13 protein-coding genes are annotated in these 16,318 nt (G+C 64.6%); 12 read left to right on the top strand and 1 reads right to left on the bottom strand.

What is annotated here, in order from left to right:
• Positions 1-173 precede the first annotated feature (173 nt).
• From AAFN55_RS19405 to recQ, 7 genes are all read left to right on the top strand, one after another.
• On the top strand, positions 174-1,178 hold the full coding sequence (locus tag AAFN55_RS19405) for an ABC transporter substrate-binding protein (RefSeq protein WP_347800618.1): 1,005 nt from the start codon (positions 174-176) through the stop codon (positions 1,176-1,178).
• A gap of 77 nt (positions 1,179-1,255) precedes the next feature.
• Positions 1,256-2,707, top strand: a complete 1,452-nt coding sequence (locus tag AAFN55_RS19400) for a sugar ABC transporter ATP-binding protein (RefSeq protein ID WP_347800617.1) — start codon at positions 1,256-1,258, stop codon at positions 2,705-2,707.
• The gene (locus AAFN55_RS19395; protein WP_347800616.1) at positions 2,704-3,648 is read left to right on the top strand and encodes an ABC transporter permease; all 945 of its coding nucleotides are present in this window, start codon (positions 2,704-2,706) and stop codon (positions 3,646-3,648) included. The genes AAFN55_RS19400 and AAFN55_RS19395 overlap by 4 nt, the downstream gene beginning before the upstream one ends.
• A complete protein-coding gene (locus AAFN55_RS19390; protein ID WP_347800615.1) occupies positions 3,645-4,586 on the top strand; it encodes an ABC transporter permease in 942 nt (313 codons plus the stop codon). Before AAFN55_RS19395 ends, AAFN55_RS19390 begins: the two co-directional genes overlap by 4 nt.
• A gap of 11 nt (positions 4,587-4,597) precedes the next feature.
• Positions 4,598-5,506, top strand: coding sequence for an SMP-30/gluconolactonase/LRE family protein (locus AAFN55_RS19385; RefSeq protein WP_347800614.1), 909 nt, complete (start codon positions 4,598-4,600; stop codon positions 5,504-5,506).
• Between the two features lie 61 nt (positions 5,507-5,567).
• The gene (locus tag AAFN55_RS19380) at positions 5,568-5,885 is read left to right on the top strand and encodes a hypothetical protein (RefSeq protein ID WP_347800613.1); all 318 of its coding nucleotides are present in this window, start codon (positions 5,568-5,570) and stop codon (positions 5,883-5,885) included.
• 151 nt (positions 5,886-6,036) lie between these two features.
• Complete coding sequence (gene recQ / locus AAFN55_RS19375; RefSeq protein ID WP_347800612.1) at positions 6,037-7,836, top strand: DNA helicase RecQ; 1,800 nt, start codon at positions 6,037-6,039, stop codon at positions 7,834-7,836.
• 39 nt (positions 7,837-7,875) lie between these two features.
• Here the strand turns inward: recQ and AAFN55_RS19370 are convergent, their stop codons facing one another.
• Positions 7,876-8,613 (bottom strand): IclR family transcriptional regulator, encoded by a 738-nt coding sequence (locus tag AAFN55_RS19370; protein ID WP_347800611.1) that lies wholly within the window; start codon positions 8,611-8,613, stop codon positions 7,876-7,878.
• A 61-nt stretch (positions 8,614-8,674) separates the two neighbouring features.
• Here AAFN55_RS19370 and AAFN55_RS19365 point away from each other — a divergent pair, with 61 nt between their 5' ends.
• From AAFN55_RS19365 to AAFN55_RS19345, 5 genes are all read left to right on the top strand, one after another.
• Positions 8,675-8,830 carry a hypothetical protein gene (locus AAFN55_RS19365; RefSeq protein WP_347800610.1) on the top strand — a complete coding sequence of 52 codons (156 nt, stop codon included), beginning with the start codon at positions 8,675-8,677 and terminating at the stop codon, positions 8,828-8,830.
• 67 nt (positions 8,831-8,897) lie between these two features.
• Positions 8,898-12,725: a hydantoinase B/oxoprolinase family protein gene (locus AAFN55_RS19360; RefSeq protein ID WP_347800609.1), complete on the top strand. Its 3,828-nt coding sequence runs from the start codon at positions 8,898-8,900 to the stop codon at positions 12,723-12,725.
• A gap of 79 nt (positions 12,726-12,804) precedes the next feature.
• Positions 12,805-14,361 carry an ABC transporter substrate-binding protein gene (locus AAFN55_RS19355; protein ID WP_347800608.1) on the top strand — a complete coding sequence of 519 codons (1,557 nt, stop codon included), beginning with the start codon at positions 12,805-12,807 and terminating at the stop codon, positions 14,359-14,361.
• A 51-nt stretch (positions 14,362-14,412) separates the two neighbouring features.
• Positions 14,413-15,420 carry an ABC transporter permease gene (locus AAFN55_RS19350; RefSeq protein ID WP_347800607.1) on the top strand — a complete coding sequence of 336 codons (1,008 nt, stop codon included), beginning with the start codon at positions 14,413-14,415 and terminating at the stop codon, positions 15,418-15,420.
• Positions 15,417-16,316 (top strand): ABC transporter permease, encoded by a 900-nt coding sequence (locus AAFN55_RS19345; RefSeq protein WP_347800606.1) that lies wholly within the window; start codon positions 15,417-15,419, stop codon positions 16,314-16,316. The genes AAFN55_RS19350 and AAFN55_RS19345 overlap by 4 nt, the downstream gene beginning before the upstream one ends.
• Positions 16,317-16,318 lie beyond the last annotated feature (2 nt).

The following is a 16,318-nucleotide window of genomic DNA, read 5'->3' as shown; positions in this document are numbered from 1 at the left end:
GGGATGTTGCGGGTTCCCGCAAATTACCCGCGTAAACGCGCACCTGGCCTGCTGATCCGGCACTAGGCAGACCCGCGCCGTTGCGCCACTCTTGGGTTACGGGCGGAGGAGCCCGATCTTATGCCGAAACGCCGCCCGATCAACGGAGCGGCTATCTCAGGGAGGAGACGAGCATGAACAGGACAATCCTGCTGACTGCGGCGCTTGCGCTTCTGGCGGTGCCGGCGACAGCGGACACTGCCGACAAACGTATTGCGCTGTCCAACAATTATGCCGGCAATTCATGGCGTCAGGCCATGCTGACGAGTTGGGAGACGGTGACGGGGCCGGCGGTCAGCGAAGGCGTGGTAGCCGCCGCAGATCCGTTCACGACCGGCGAGAATTCGGCGACCGAACAGGCGTCGCAAATCCAGAACATGATCCTTCAGGGCTATGACGCGATCGTCGTCAACGCCGCATCGCCAACCGCGCTCAACGGCGCGGTCAAGGAAGCATGCGATGCCGGCATCGTGGTCGTCAGCTTCGACGGCGTCGTGACCGAGCCGTGCGCATGGCGCATTGCGGTGGATTTCAAGGAGATGGGGCGCGGACAGGTCGAATATCTCGCGGGCAGGCTGCCGGATGGCGGCAATCTTCTCGAGATACGCGGCCTGGCGGGCGTCTTCGTCGATGACGAGATCAGCGCGGGCATCCATGCCGGCGTCGAGCAGTTCCCGCAGTTCAAGATCGTCGGCTCCGTACATGGCGACTGGGCGCAGGACGTCGCGCAGCGCGCGGTCGCGGGCATCCTCCCCTCGCTTCCCGAGATCGTCGGCGTGGTGACGCAGGGCGGCGACGGCTATGGCGCGGCGCAGGCTATCGCGGCCGCCGGGCGCGATGTGCCGATCATCGTGATGGGCAACCGGCAGGACGAGCTTGCCTGGTGGAAGGAGAGGAAGGACGCGGACGGCTATGAGACTATGTCGGTGTCGATCGCGCCGGGCGTTTCGACGCTTGCATTCTGGGTGGCCCAGCAGATCCTCGACGGCAAGGAAGTCTCCAAGGAGCTGATCGTTCCGTTCCTGACGATCTCGCAGGACAATCTCGAACAGAACCTCGAGACGACGCCTGCGGGCGGGGTGGCCAATGTCGAGTATTCGCTCGAAGACGCCGTCGCGGTGATCGAAAGCGCCAACTGAGCGTGACGTCACGAACGGCTCAGCCGACACAGCCCACGACCGGCCGATTCCGGCCGGTCTAGCTGCATGGAACGATGATGAGCGAAGCCTCTCCCCTCGTTGCGGTTTCCGATGCGAGCATGCGGTTCGGCGTGGTGAATGCGCTGGACGGCGTGAGCCTGGCGTTGCGCGCCGGCGCGTGCGTGGGGCTGGTCGGCCACAACGGAGCCGGCAAGTCCACGCTGGTGAACGTGCTCAATGGGGGGCTGACGCCGCAGGCCGGATCGGTCCTCGTGGACGGCGAACAGCGCGGCTGGGGCGTTGGCGAGGCGCGGGCGCAAGGTCTGCGCTGCGTCTTCCAGGAGCTGTCGCTTTGCCCCAATCTGACGATCGTCGAGAACACCCGCCTCATGCACAAGGGGCATTTCGGCGCGCCGGGGAAAGCGTGGCGCGCTCGGGCGGCAGCCATCATCCGCGAAAGCCTCAACCGCGTGTTTCCCGGCCACGGCATCGACCCGCACAGCCAGGTCTCCGGCCTGGCGATCGCCCAGCGCCAGATGGTCGAGATCGCGATGGCATTCGCAGATCCGGGCATCGCGCCACGCATCGTCATCCTGGATGAGCCGACCTCGTCGCTGGACGGAGAAACCGCGGCGCAACTGCTCGCCCACGTGCGCCGCTTCGTGGCAGCGGGCGGATGCGTGGTTCTGATCTCGCACATCCTTTCGGAAATCCTGGCCAGTTGCGACCGGATCGTCGTGATGAAGGACGGACAGGTCGTCGCCGACCGTCCCGCGAGCGAGTTCACGCAGGAGGGGCTGGTGACCGCGATGGGTTCGACGGCGCGCGACAGGTCGGCGAAACACAGGGTGACGGCGGCGAACGAAGCGCCCCTGATCGTCCATGAACCCCGGCGCGGCCTTCCCTTCTCCGTTCATCCCGGCGAGGTCGTCGGGCTGGCTGGTCTGGCCGGACACGGGCAGACGGAATTGCTGCACATGCTGCACGCCCGCCTGTCGTCCGAATGGCGCACCATCCGCGATCCCGCCGTGGCGTTCGTCGCCGGAGACCGGCGGCTCGACGGCGTGTTCGAAGCATGGTCGATCCGGATGAACCTCGTCATGAGCGCACTGTCAGGGTTCGTCCGGGGCGGCGTGATCGATCGCGACGCCGAACGCCAGGCTGCGGACGAGTGGAAAACGCGCATCGGCATCCGCTCGCCCGATCTCTCGCTGCCCATCCTGTCGTTGTCTGGCGGCAACCAGCAGAAGGTGCTGTTTGCCCGCGCGCTTCTGACCAGCGCCCCGCTCGTTCTGATGGACGACCCGATGCGTGGCGTCGATGTCGGCACCAAGCAGGAGGTCTACGACATCGTCCGGGCGGAGGCCGACAAGGGCCGCGCCTTTGTCTGGTACTCCACCGAAATGGAGGAAATGGAGCAGTGCGACCGGGTCTTCGTGTTCCGCGAGGGCTTCATTGAAGCCGAACTGACCGGAGACGGCATCACCGAGGAAGCCATGCTCGCAGCCTCGTTCAGGGCGGCTTCATGAAGCTGAATGCAGATCATGTTCGGCTTGCCGTACCCGTCATGGCGCTTGCGGCGCTGCTGATCGGCGTGTTCGCGTTGCAGCCGCGCGCGATGAGCTACACCGGACTGAACCTTCTCTTCAATCTCGCCGTGCCGATCGCGCTGGCGACGCTGGCGCAGATGTTCATCATCGCGGTCAACGACCTCGATCTGTCGATGGGCGCGTTCGTCAGCTTCGTCGCCTGCGTGACCGCCACCGTCCTGCAGCAGACCCCGCTTCTGGGAACGGCGATCCTCGTTGGCTGCATCTGCGTCTATGCCGTGCTGGGCGTCGTCATCTATTTGCAACGCCTGCCGTCGATCGTCGTGACGCTGGGCATGAGCTTCGTGTGGACCGGTCTCGCGGTGATGATCCTGCCCGTGCCGGGCGGCTCTCCGCCCGACGGGATCCGGGCGCTGATGACGCTGCGCCCGCCGCTCGTCCCGATGGCAATCGCAGCGAGCGTCCTGATCGCGGTTGCGGCGCACCTGATCATCGCGCGCTCGTCGCTCGGTGTCGCGATACGGGGCGTCGGCGGCAACGAGCGCTCTGTGTCGCGCGCCGGATGGAACGTGCTTCTGGTGCGCGCCGCGGCCTATGCGCTTGCCGCAGCCTTCGCCGTCATGGCGGGCATGGCCCTTGTGGGGCTGACCACATCGGCGGACGCCAACATCGCGCTTCGCTACACGCTCCTGTCCATCGCCGGTGTGATCCTCGGCGGCGGCGAGTTCGTCGGCGGCCGGGTCTCGGCGGTCGGCGCAGTCGTCGGTGCGCTGACGCTGGCTCTTGCCGGCTCCTTCCTGTCGTTCCTGCGCCTGTCGCCGGACTGGCAGATCGGAGCGCAGGGCGCCATCCTGATCCTCGTGCTCGCGCTACGGCTCGGCCTGCGCTCGCTCGAAAAGCGCGGAGTCGTGGCGCGATGAGAGCCCTTCTGCTGCGACCATGGATATGGGCCTGGGCTGGCGCGATCGCCGTGTGGATCGTGACGACCGCTGCCACCGCAGGTGCGAGTGCCGGCGGCCTGACACAGGCCGCTTTCACCTTCGCGGCCTTTTCCGTCATCGTCGGGCTCGGCCAGATGTTCGTCATCACGCTCGGTCCCGGGAACATCGACCTTTCGATCCCCGCGACGATGACGCTGGCCGGCACGGTATCGCTCAAGTTCATGGCCGAGCAGAACGGTCTGATCATCCCCGGCCTGGCGATCTCGCTCGGCATCGGCGCGGGCGTCGGCGTCGCGAACTACACGCTCATCAAGGCGTTGCGCATACCGCCGATCATCGCCACGCTGGCGATGAGTTTTCTCATCCAGTCGATGGCGATCTGGACGAACCGGGGGCTGCGCGTGAAGCCGCCCGAATGGCTGGCCTCGGCCTCGACCGGCAATCTGTGGGGCGTGCCCAACGTGGCCGTCATGGCGGGTCTTCTGACCATCGCCGCCTGGTTCCTGCTCGAGCGGACGCCCTTCGGGCGGCGCGTCACCGCCATCGGCCAGAGCATGGCCGCCGCGCGCATGGCGGGCGTGCCGGTGGATGGCGTCAGGCTTCTCACCTATGTCCTGTGCGCGACGCTCGCTGGGCTGGGCGGTTTCGTGCTGGCCTGCTTTTCGGGCGGCGCGGCGCTCAACATGGGCGCTGAGTACCTGCTGGCATCGATCGCCGTCGTCGTTATCGGGGGCTCTTCCGTGGCCGGCGGCAACTCCAACGTTCCCGGCATCTGGGGTGCCGCGCTCTTCCTGTTCCTCGTCGTCTCGATGCTCAACACCTACGGCTTCGGCGCGGGGCCCCGGCTCATCCTCACCGGTCTCATCATCATCGCCGTCATCCTGGCCGCGAGCGCGCGGCGCATGGAGGCACGCTAGGGCGCTTTATCATGACCCAGGACCTCTACGACATTCGCGACCCCCGCTTCCTCGACTGTGTGGTCATTTACGCGGGCATGGAAGAGATCGCGAGCGGCTGCCGCTGGACGGAAGGACCGGTCTGGTTCGCGGATCAGGACCTGCTCCTGTTCTCCGACATCCCCAACGACCGCATCATGCGATGGGTGCCGGGACAGGGAACCAGCGTCTTCCGCCAGGCGTCGAACTTCGCCAACGGGCACACGCGCGATCGTCAGGGCCGGCTCATATCCTGCGAACACGGCAGCCGCCGGGTGACACGCACCGAAGCCGACGGCTCGACGACCGTCCTGGCCGACAGCTTCGGCGGCAAGCGCCTGAACTCGCCTAACGACGTGATCGTCAAATCTGATGGTTCGATCTGGTTCACCGATCCCACCTACGGAATCCTCTCCGACTACGAGGGCTATCGTGCCGAGCCGGAGCAGGCTGCCCGCAACGTCTTCCGCCTCGACTCGACATCCGGCGCGCTGGCGTCGGTCGTCGATGACTTCACGCAGCCCAACGGCCTTTGCTTCTCGCCGGATGAAAAGCGGCTCTACATCGCGGAGAGTGGATCGAGCCACGACGAAAACGTTCCCAGCGTCATCCGCGTCTTCGACGTCGCGGGCGACCGGCTCACAGGCGGCGACGTTTTCTGCACCATCGACAATGGGCTGCCGGACGGCATTCGCTGCGACATGAACGGCAATCTGTGGTCGAGCGCGGAGGACGGCGTACACGTCTTCTCGCCTGACGGGCATTGTCTCGGCAAGATCCACGTGCCGCAGCGCGTCTCCAACCTGACCTTCGGCGGACCGCGCCGCAACCGGCTGTTCATCACCGCCACGACGTCGGTCTATCTGCTCTACGTCGCCGCCACCGGGGCGCAGAGGCCTTGAGTCTTGGCGGTCGGCGCATGGGCGGGCTAAGGTCGAACAGGTTATCCATCGGGAGGACGCAGTGGCGGAACGCAAACGTAATCCCGAACATCGGTGGTTGCGTCTATGCCGCACGACTGTCTCGATGGCTGTGTTCTTGTCGGCTGCGCCGGCTGCGCGGGCATTGCCCGCAGATGCGCAAAACTTTGTCGACCGTCGCGCTCAGTGCATCTACTGGGCAGACGAGGACCCATATGATTCCGCCCGTGCCGCCGCGATCACACAGGCCATGGACGAATTGGGTTGCGCAGAGCTGGAAGCCGAAGAGGATCGGCTGCGCGTACACTATCGGGCGCGACAAGCCATAATCGACGCGCTCGACGGCCGGTCGGAGGAATGACGGGTTCTAGAGCATCGCTGGGCGCTCATAGAAACACCGGCCGGCTTGAAAGAACTGACCTGATCCGGAAACAAGACACGCATCCACGGTTGCGATCATCCCGGAGCTGCTTATGAAGGGGCTTCCGCGTGATTCCTGATATCCGGAGCAGATGACCGTCGCAGCCCTCGACATCCTGAAGACCGTTTACGGCTATGACGCGTTCCGGGGACCGCAGGCGCGGATCGTCGAGCATGTGATCGCCGGCAACAACGCCTTCGTGCTGATGCCCACGGGCGGCGGCAAGTCGGTCTGCTACCAGATCCCCGCCATCGTCCGACCCGGCATGGGCCTCGTCGTCTCGCCGCTCCTGGCGCTGATGGCCGATCAGGTCGCAGCACTTCGGCAGGCGGGCGTGCGGGCCGCGGCGCTCAACTCCGACCTTGCGCCGGACGAGCGGCGCGCGCTGTGGAACGCGGTCGAGACGGGCGCGCTCGACATCCTCTATGTCGCGCCCGAAACGCTGCTGCGGCCGGACGTGCTGGAGCGGCTGGACGGCGTAAAGCTGTCGCTGATCGCCATCGACGAGGCGCATTGCCTGTCGCAATGGGGGCACGATTTCCGTCCGTCCTACCGCCAGCTCGACGCCATCGTGTCGCGCTTTGCCGGTACGCCGCGCATGGCGCTGACGGCGACGGCGGACGAACCGACGCGCGCGGAAATCCTGTCGCATCTCGCCATCGCGGGAAACGACGCCTTCGTCGCCGGCTTCGACCGACCCAACATCCGCTACGCCATCGAGGAAAAGGACAACCCGCGCGCCCAGTTGAAGGAGTTCCTGAAGCGCCACAAGGACGAAAGCGGCATCGTCTACTGCCTGTCGAAGCGCAAGACCGAGGAAACCGCCGCCTGGCTGCGCGATCAGGGCTACGATGCGCTCGCCTATCACGCGGGCATGGACAAGGCGGTGCGCGAGGCCAACCAGATGCGCTTTCAGCACGGCGAAGCGGTCATCATGGTGGCCACCATCGCCTTCGGCATGGGCATCGACAAGCCGGACGTGCGCTTCGTCGCGCATATCGACCTGCCGGGCAGCATCGAGGCCTACTATCAGGAGACTGGACGCGCCGGGCGCGACGGGCTGCCCTCCGACACGCTGATGCTTTACGGCCACGACGACATCGCGCTGCGCAGCCGCTTCATCGAGGAATCCGATGCGGGCGACCAGCGCAAGCGCATGGAGCGGCAGAAGCTAGACGCGCTTTTGGGCCTGGCCGAGACGGCGGGCTGCCGCCGACAGGTGCTGTTGTCCTATTTCGGCGACCGTAGCCAGCCATGCGGCAATTGCGACACCTGCGCCGAGCCGCCGAAGCTGTTCGACGGCACCGTCGCCGCGCAGAAGGCGCTGTCGTGCATCTACCGCACCGGCGAACGCTTCGGGCAGGCCTATATCGCCGACGTGCTGCTCGGCGTCGAAAACGACCGCATCGCCCAGTTCGGCCACGACCGCATTTCCACCTTCGGCATCGGCACGGAGCACGACAACCGGACGTGGCGGGCGATCCTGCGCCAGATGATCGCGCTGCGTCTCGTGGATGTCGACTTCGCCGGTCATGGCGGACTGTCGATTTCGGAGACGGGCCGCGATTTCCTGCGCGACAAGCCGACGCTGATGCTGCGGGTGCCGCCGGCCCCACGCGCAAGACGCGACAAGGTCGCCCGCAGCGCAGCGCAGTCGACGATGGCCGAGGGAGACCGCGACCTGTTCCAGGCGTTGCGCCAGAAGCGCATGGAGATCGCGCGGGCACAGAACATTCCGCCCTACGTGATCTTCCACGACAAGACGCTGATCGAGCTGGCTGCCGTCAGGCCGTCCTCACGCGACGAGATGGCGAACGTGCCGGGCGTGGGCGAAGCCAAGCTCGATCGTTACGGCCCCGCCTTTTTGCTGGTGATCGCCGAGCACGTGTGACGCACTTTTCGCTTAACAGGGTTCGAACCCGGGGCCTGATCAAGCGAACTGACGGTCGAGGTCCCGCTTCATCTCGTCGAGAAGCCTGCCGATCTTTTCCTTCAGCTCGGGCGTGTCGAGCGTCGTCGCATAGGATATCGCCACTCCGATGACCTCCTGGCTGTCGGGGTCGCGAAATGCGATGCCTTGCGACGACACGCCTTCGTAGGAATCGTCCGACGAATAGGAGCGTCCGGTTTCGCGTATCTGGCGAATGCGCTCCAGAAGCTCTTCATGCGTTCGCGGGGTGTTTTTCGAGAGCAGGGGAAGCTCGGCCGGAACACGCTGGCGCCACTCTTCGTCGGTCAGGAGCGACAGCATGGCGCGTCCGTTGGAGGTGGCATGGGGCCAGGCCCGGTAGCCGGGCGTCGCAGCGATCGCGATCGGGCTGGAACCGCGCACCATGCGTAGTACCGCCATCTGCGGGCCATCGAACATCGTGATGTATCCGGTGTGGCCACCCACGGCGCAGACATGCTGGAGCCGCTTCTGGACGAGATCCAGGAAGGTTTGATGCGCGCGGGAAATCTGCCCCAGTTCGAACAGGCGGATGCCGGGGCGGTAAAGCCGGCTTGCGGAATCATATTCCAGCATCCCGGTATCCCGCAGCGTCTTCATCACCCGCGATACCGTTGCTTTCGGCCGGCCGACGCGACGCGTCAGCTCGGCCTGAGTCAGAGCAGTCTCCTCGAAAGAGAAGCAACCGAGAATTGCAATGGCATCTTCAAGGGCGCTCAAATTCAATCCTCCCGCGAGTTTGACATGCCATTTGTTCCACTATTGGAACATAATGTCAAATATGAAACTTATGCTGGACTCATCTTTCGTGCCGGCCTATAAACTCAGCAACATTCTTCATGCACAAAAAATGGGCGTGACGATGCAGGCCTCGCGCGCCTTTCGACGGGCCAGCCGCTTCGCCAATGCCGCGGAAGAATTCATGCAAACACTTTGACCGCCAGCGATGGCGGTAAGGACGGAGGCTTGCCTGCGGCTTGCCTCGACGAATGGGGATTTTCCGAATGCAAGCTAACGCCAAGGGTTTCCGCGCCGGTATCGATATTGGCGGCACCTTTACCGACTTCATCCTGTTCGACGAGAGCGCAGGCGCGATCCGGCTGCATAAGTGCCTGACGACGCCGGCAGATCCGTCGAAGGGTGCGCTGGGCGGCCTTGGCGAGGTGGTCGAGGCGGCAAGTCTCAGCGTGGCCGACATCGACGAGATCGTGCATGGCACGACGCTGGTCACGAATGCGGTGATCGAGCGGAAAGGTGCTCCGGTCGGCCTGATCACCACGGAAGGCTTTCGCGATATTCTCGAAATCGGCTTCGAGCAGCGCTACGACATCTACGATCTGTTCCTGACGTTCCCGGAGCCTCTGGTGAGCCGTTCCCGCCGGCTTGAAATTTCCGAGCGCGTGGGCGCGGATGGCGGTGTGATCAAGCCTCTGGACGAGGCGTCGGTTCTGCGCGCCGTGAAGCGGCTGGTCGCCGACAAGGTCGAGGCGATCGCGGTCTGTCTGATGCATTCCTACCGCAACCCGGACCACGAACGCCGGGTTCGGGAACTGATCAAGCAGCACCACCCCGAGATTTCCGTGTCGATCTCCTCGGAAGTCGTGGCCGAAATCTCCGAATATCAGCGCTTCGTCACCACCTGCGCGAACGCCTATGTCCAGCCGCTGATGGATCGTTACCTCAGCAGGTTCGAGCGCGAGCTGCATGCGCGCGGTTTCCGGGGCGCGTTGCGTCTGATGCATTCGGCGGGCGGCCTGGTGTCGCTCGACGAGGCGCGCGACTTCCCCATCCGCCTCCTGGAATCCGGCCCTGCCGGCGGTGCGCTTGCCACCGCATGGTTCGGCAAGGCGGCAGGGAAGGACAACGTCATCGCCTTCGACATGGGCGGCACGACGGCGAAGGCCTGCATGATCGAAAACGGGATGGCGCACATCGCCTCCTATCTGGAAGCCGGCCGCGTTCGTCGCTTCAAGAACGGGTCCGGCCTGCCGATCAAGTCGCCGGTGGTCGACATGATCGAGATTGGGGCCGGCGGCGGCTCGATCGCGTCGATCGATGAGGTCGGCCTGCTTCAGGTCGGCCCGCATTCGGCAGGGGCCGCGCCCGGCCCCGCCTGTTACGGCGCGGGCGGTGACAAGCCGACCGTGACGGATGCGAGCGTCGCGCTCGGCTATTACGACCCGTCCTTCTTCCTGGGCGGACGCATGACGCTCGATCTCGACGCGGCCGAAACGGCGTTGAAGACGATTGCCGAACCGCTCGACATTTCCACGGTCGAGGCTGCCTGGGGCATCCACCAGGTGGTCGGCGAGAACATGGCGAGTGCTGCACGCATTCATCTCGTGGAAAAGGGCAAGGACCCGCGCGGCTATTCGATGATCGGCTTCGGCGGCGCAGGTCCTGCTTTCGCAGCACGCGTTGCGCGCATTCTCGGCGTATCCGAAGTCATCATTCCGCAAGCAAGCGGCGCGGCGTCCGCGTTCGGCTTCCTGACCGCGCCGCTCTCCTTCGATCTGGTCCGGTCCCATCCGATGGAACTGTCGCCCGATCTCGATGCGGACGCGCTGAATGCAGCCTTCGGCTCGCTAGCCGACGAAGGCGTCGCCAAGCTGGTGGCCGCGGGCGCGGATGTTGCCGACGTCGTCTTGACGCGTACGGCCGACATGCGACTGGTCGGCCAGCTTCACGAGATCAACGTTCCGATCCCGGCAGGCAGGCTCGACGCCTCCGCATACGGTTCGATCCGTAAGGCGTTCGAGGACGTCTATGCGGCGCGTTACACCATCGTCCCGGCGGGCGCGGAGCTGGAAATCCTGTCCTTCCGCATCCGGGCCAGCGGCGCGACGCCGACGCTTTCCATCAAGCAGGACGGGCTTCCGCAAGGCGATGACAGCGCGCTCAAGGGACACCGCAAGACCTATTTCGGCGAAGGCTTCGTCGATGCGGCGATCTACGACCGCTACCGGCTGACGCCTGGTGTCGAGGTGAAGGGACCCGCGATCATCGAGGAGCGGGAGTCCACGACGGTGGTTCCGCCCGGCGACACGCTGACGGTGGACGAGGCCGGCAACCTTCGCATCACGATTGCCGTTGCAGGCAAGGGCATGGACCTCGTCACCCCGGACATGACGAAGGAACAGGCGATCGAGAAGATCGAGTCCGATCCGATCTCGCTCGAAATCATGTGGAGCCGCCTGGTCACGGTCTCGGAAGAGATGTGGCACACGGTCTGCCGCACCGCCTATTCGCTGATCATCTCGGAATCGCAGGATTTCGGTTGCTCCATCCTTGACGCCAGGGGCGAGACGCTCGCCCATTCGAGCCGCGTCATGCCGGTGTTCAACCTGACGCTGCCGATGGTGGTGAAGGCCGCACTCGCGCGCTATCCCGTGGAAACGCTGGAACCGGGCGACGTGCTGGTCTCGAACGATCCGTGGCTCTGTGCCGGCCATCTCTTCGACATCGCCGTCATCACGCCGGTCTTCCAGAACGGCAAGGTCGTGGCTGTCATGGGAACCGTCGGCCATGTCGGCGATATCGGCGGCACCCGAAACGGCATGAAGGCGACCGAACTCTATGAGGAAGGTCTCCAGATCCCGCCGATGAAGCTGGTCAGGGCCGGCGTCGAGAACGAAGACCTCTTCCGCATCATGGCGGAGAACATCCGCGACTCGCAGCAGGTCCTCGGCGACGTCCGCTCGCTGATTGCCGCCAACGAGACGGGCAGCCGTCGCCTTTCGGCCTTCATGGACGAGTATGGTCTGGCCGATCTGACCGCGCTTGCCGAAGTGATCCAGTCGCGGTCGGAAAAGGCGATGCGCGAGGCGATCCGCGCACTGCCGGACGGTGAATACACCTCCACGACGACCTACAACCCGCTTGGCACGCCGATGACGGTTCCGGTCAAGGTGACGATCCAGGGCGACGAAATCGAACTCGATTTCGAGGGTGCTCCGCCCGAGGTCCCGCTGGGCGGCATCAACTGTACGCTGAGCTACACCACGGCGCACTCGACCTATCCGCTGAAATGCATGCTGACGCCGAATGTGCGCGGCAATGCCGGCTGCTACAGGCCGTTCAAGCTGAAGGCGCCGGAAGGGTCGGTTCTGAACTGCAACAAGCCAGCGCCCGTCAGCCTGCGCACTCGCACCGGCTGGTACACCTCGCCGAACATCTTCCGCGCTCTGTCGGAGGCTGCTCCTGACAAGGTCGTGGCGCATACCGGCCTGCCCAGCCTGATGACGGTCTACGGCAAGACGCCCGAAGGCAAGGTGTTCTACGATCACCTGCTGTCAGGCGGCGGGCAGGGCGGCAGCGCCGCACAGGACGGCAAGTCGTCGGTTCTCTGGCCGACTTCGGCCGCCACCTCGTCCATCGAGCTTCTGGAAAGCCGGTCGCCGATCGTCGTGCTGGAAAAAAGCTTCGTCACGGATTCGGGCGGCGCGGGTGAGCATCGCGGTGGTCTGGGCGCGCGAATCCGGCTCGCCAAGCGCCAGGATGACGGGCTTCCGCTGACGGTGTTCGTGTCGCCGGAAGGCGTGAATGCCCCGATCGAGGGACTGTTCGGCGGCCAGACAGGCCTGCTTGCCCACGGTCTGGTTCGCGATGCGGAAGGCAAGGTTGTCGATGATGTCGGCTCTGGTGGCCTCGTGATCGTGGATCGGGCGGACCGCATGGTCGAACTCCAGCTTGGCGGAGGTGCCGGATACGGCGATCCGCTCAAGCGCTCGATCGAGAGTGTCGAAGAGGATCTGCGCGAAGACCGGATCAGTTCCGACACCGCCGAAACCGTTTACCGCCTGAGCTCGCGCAAGAAAGGGCTGGCGGCCTGAACTTGAAAACAGGGCAGGCCGGCGAGCGACGCCGGCCGGCCTTCAACACCGGCGATGCCGGCAGAACAGGGGAATGGACATGCTTCGTTTAAACAAACGCCAGTTTCTGATCGGGTCCGCCGGCGCGGCGATCGCCACAGCCATGCCCTGGTACGCCAGCGCGCAGGGCCGCAAGATCATGGTGCTCGCCAGCACCGTGGACATCCCGAATTTCGATCCGCACGTCGCGACCGGCTACGCGCCGCAATGGCTGTTCCGCAACACCTACGATGCGCTGGTGCGCGTGGTCGGCAATCCGCCAGAGACCAAGCCCGGCCTGGCGAAGAGCTGGACGCAGTCCGACGACGGCCTGATCTATACGTTCGAACTGGACGAGGCCGCCCGTTTCCATGACGGCGCGCCGGTTACGGCCAAAGACGTCGAATATTCCTTCGCCCGTCTGCTCCGTCTCAAGCAGGGGCCGGCCTGGATGGTCGATGGTATTCTGGACGCCGACAGCGTCAAGGCGAGCGGTGAGACGACCGTCACCATGTCTCTCCTGAAGCCATTCGCGCCGCTGCTCTCGGTTCTGCCCTGGATGTTCGTGGTCAATTCCGCGGTGGTCGAAGCCAATGCCGGCAGCGATGACGGGCAGGCCTATCTGCTGGCCAACATCGCCGGCTCGGGCGCCTTCACCATGGGCCGTGCACGCCCGGGCGATCTCTACGAACTCATCCGTGCGGAGAACGACTGGCATCAGGGCGGCAACATCGAGGCGGTCATCTGGAAGATCGTGCGCGAAGCCGCCACGACCCGCCTGATGCTCCAGCGCGGCGAGGTGCATTTCGCGCTCGACATGTTCGCCGAGGACATGGAAGCCGTGAAGGACATGCCCGGCGTCGTCCGGATCATGGAGCCCGATTACCGCAGCTTCTCGATCAAGATGAACACCGCCAAGGGCCCGCTTGCCGACAAGAACCTGCGCAAGGCCATTTCCTACGCCTACAACTATCAGTCGATGCTGGATGCTGCCGGGCCTGCCGAACTCATGGAAGGGCCTCTGCCCACCGGCATGTTCGGGCATGCGGACGGTCTCGACATCTACCGACAGGACATGGAGAAGGCGAAGGAATACCTCGCGCAGTCCGAGTACAAGGATGGCGGGTTCACCCTGTCCATATCCCACGCTGCCGGTTACGAGAACCAGCGCCGCTGGTGTCTCATCCTGCTCGAGGCGCTCAGGTCCCTGAACATCAACCTCGACATCCGCGCTCTCGTATGGCCCGACATCGTCGCGATGGCGAAGTCACCGGATACGATGACGGATTTCCATTCGATCTTCCAGTCGGCCAACTATGCGGACCCGGACAACACGGCATTCGCGGGCTACCATTCCTCGCGCAACGGCCAGTGGCAGAACCCGGTCTACAACAACCCGGAAGTCGACAAGCTGATCGAGGATGCCCGCGCCGAGGTCGATCCGGCCAAGCGCGCCGAGCTCTACAAGGCGTTCCAGGAAGTGATCGTGGAAGACGCGCCCGACATCTTCGGCGTTCTGGAACTGCGCAAGTTCGCCATGCGCGACAATGTCGAGGGCTATTCTTTCTGCCCGGTTGCCGCAAATACGTTTGAGATCTGGCCGCTCTCGCTTGCGTGATGCCTGGTCGGGGCGTGCGATCCCGTTCGCCCCGACAAACCGGAGTGCTGCATGATTGTCTTCATTCTGCGTCGGCTCGTTCTCGTCATCCCGATCCTGATCGGGTTGACGCTGCTTCTCTTCGTCGTGGCCCGCCTCTTGCCCGGTGATCCGGTCGGCCTTGCCGCCGGTCCCAATGCGTCTGCGGAGACGATCGCGCAGTTGCGGGTGCAGTTCGGTTTCGACCAGCCCCTGCCGCTGCAATACTGGACCTATCTGACGGGTCTCGTCCAGGGCGACTGGGGCACGTCGGTGTTCACGCGCCGTCCGGTGTTCGACGATATTCTGACCTATCTTCCCGCTACGCTGGAACTCGTGTTCGCGGCGCTGTTCATCGCCATCCTCCTCGGCATTCCGCTCGGCTTGCTGACAGCGGTCTATCGCAACGGTTTTCTGGACTACACGACCCGCACGCTGGCGCTGGGCGGCATCGCCATGCCGCGCTTCTTTCTGGGCCTGCTGCTGCAAATTGCCTTCGCTGCATGGCTCGGCTGGCTGCCGCTTGCCGGTCGGTATCCGTTCATCGAGATGCCGCCTGAAACGGTGACCGGCTTCTACACGATCGACGCGCTGATCGCGGGAGACTTCTATGCCTTCCAGATTGCGGCGGCGCATCTCGCGCTGCCTGCGATCGCCATGGCTCTGTCGCCGCTGGCCACGATCATGCGGATGATGCGGTCCTCCACGATCGAAGTGCTGCAGCAGGACTATGTGATGACGGAGCGCGCGCTCGGGCTTTCCAACCGTCTGATCCTCTTCAAATACGTGCTCAAGAACGCCATGACCTCGACGCTGACCGTCATCGGTCTCTACGTGTCCTGGCTGCTCGGGGGAACCGTTCTGGTCGAGACGGTCTTCGACTGGCCCGGTCTCGGGCTATACGCCACGCAGGCGATCCTGACGCAGGATTTCATGCCTGTGATCGGCGTGACGCTGGTGATCGCGATCATCTACCTGTTCACCATGCTCGTCGTCGACGTGCTCTACGGTGTCTTCAATCCGAAGGTGCGATACGCATGACGGCCGAGAACCAGATCGTCATTCCCGCCCGCAGCCAGTCCGCGAGGTTGGAAAACTGGGGCAGGGCGTTCTATCGCTTCCGCCAGAGCTGGCTGTCGGTGATCGGCCTCGCCATCGTGGTGGCGCTCATCGTGATCGCGATCCTGGCTCCGTACATCGTGCCTTATCCCGAGCACGTCCAGGGCATGACGAACACCGCCGCCCGGTTCCAGCCGCCTTCCGCGAGCGCTTGGTTCGGCACCAACGAACTCGGCCAGGACATTTTCTCGCTGGTTCTGGTGGGCTCGCAGGTTTCGCTCTTTTCGGGGCTCGCCGTCGTGTTCATCGCGATCGTGGTCGGCACGACGGTCGGTGCGATCGCCGGCTATTTCGGCGGCTGGATCGATGAAATCCTGATGCGGATCACCGATCTCCTGCTGACGATCCCGAGCCTCATTCTGGCCATGGCTGTGGCGGCGGCATTGGGCACCGGCGTTTTCAACATGATCGTGGCGATCGCGATTACCTGGTGGCCGGCCTATGCGCGTCTCGTGCGCGGCGAGGTGATCGGCAAGAAGGAAGAGCAGTTCGTGGTTGCCGCGCACGCGCTGGGTGCCGGCTGGGTGCGCATCCTGTGCCGGCACATCCTGCCCAACATCGTGTCGCCCATCGTGGTCAAGGCCTCGCTGGACATGGGGTTTGCCATCCTGACGGTCGCTTCGCTCGGCTTCGTCGGCATCGGCGTGAAGCCGCCGACACCGGAATGGGGCACGCTGTTGTCCGGCGCGCGCAGCTACCTGCCCGACTATTGGTGGACGGCGGTCGCGCCCGGCATGGCGATCTTTCTTGCGGTGCTCGCCTTCAATCTTCTGGGCGACGGGTTGCGCGACGTGCTCGATCCCAAGGCGCGGAGGTAGGC

It is taken from the genome of Mesorhizobium sp. CAU 1732, assembly GCF_039888675.1.
Taxonomy (GTDB): Bacteria; Pseudomonadota; Alphaproteobacteria; order Rhizobiales; family Rhizobiaceae; genus Aerobium.
The sequence above is the reverse complement of the archived record's forward strand: the minus strand, read 5'-3'. Positions and strand labels throughout refer to the sequence as shown.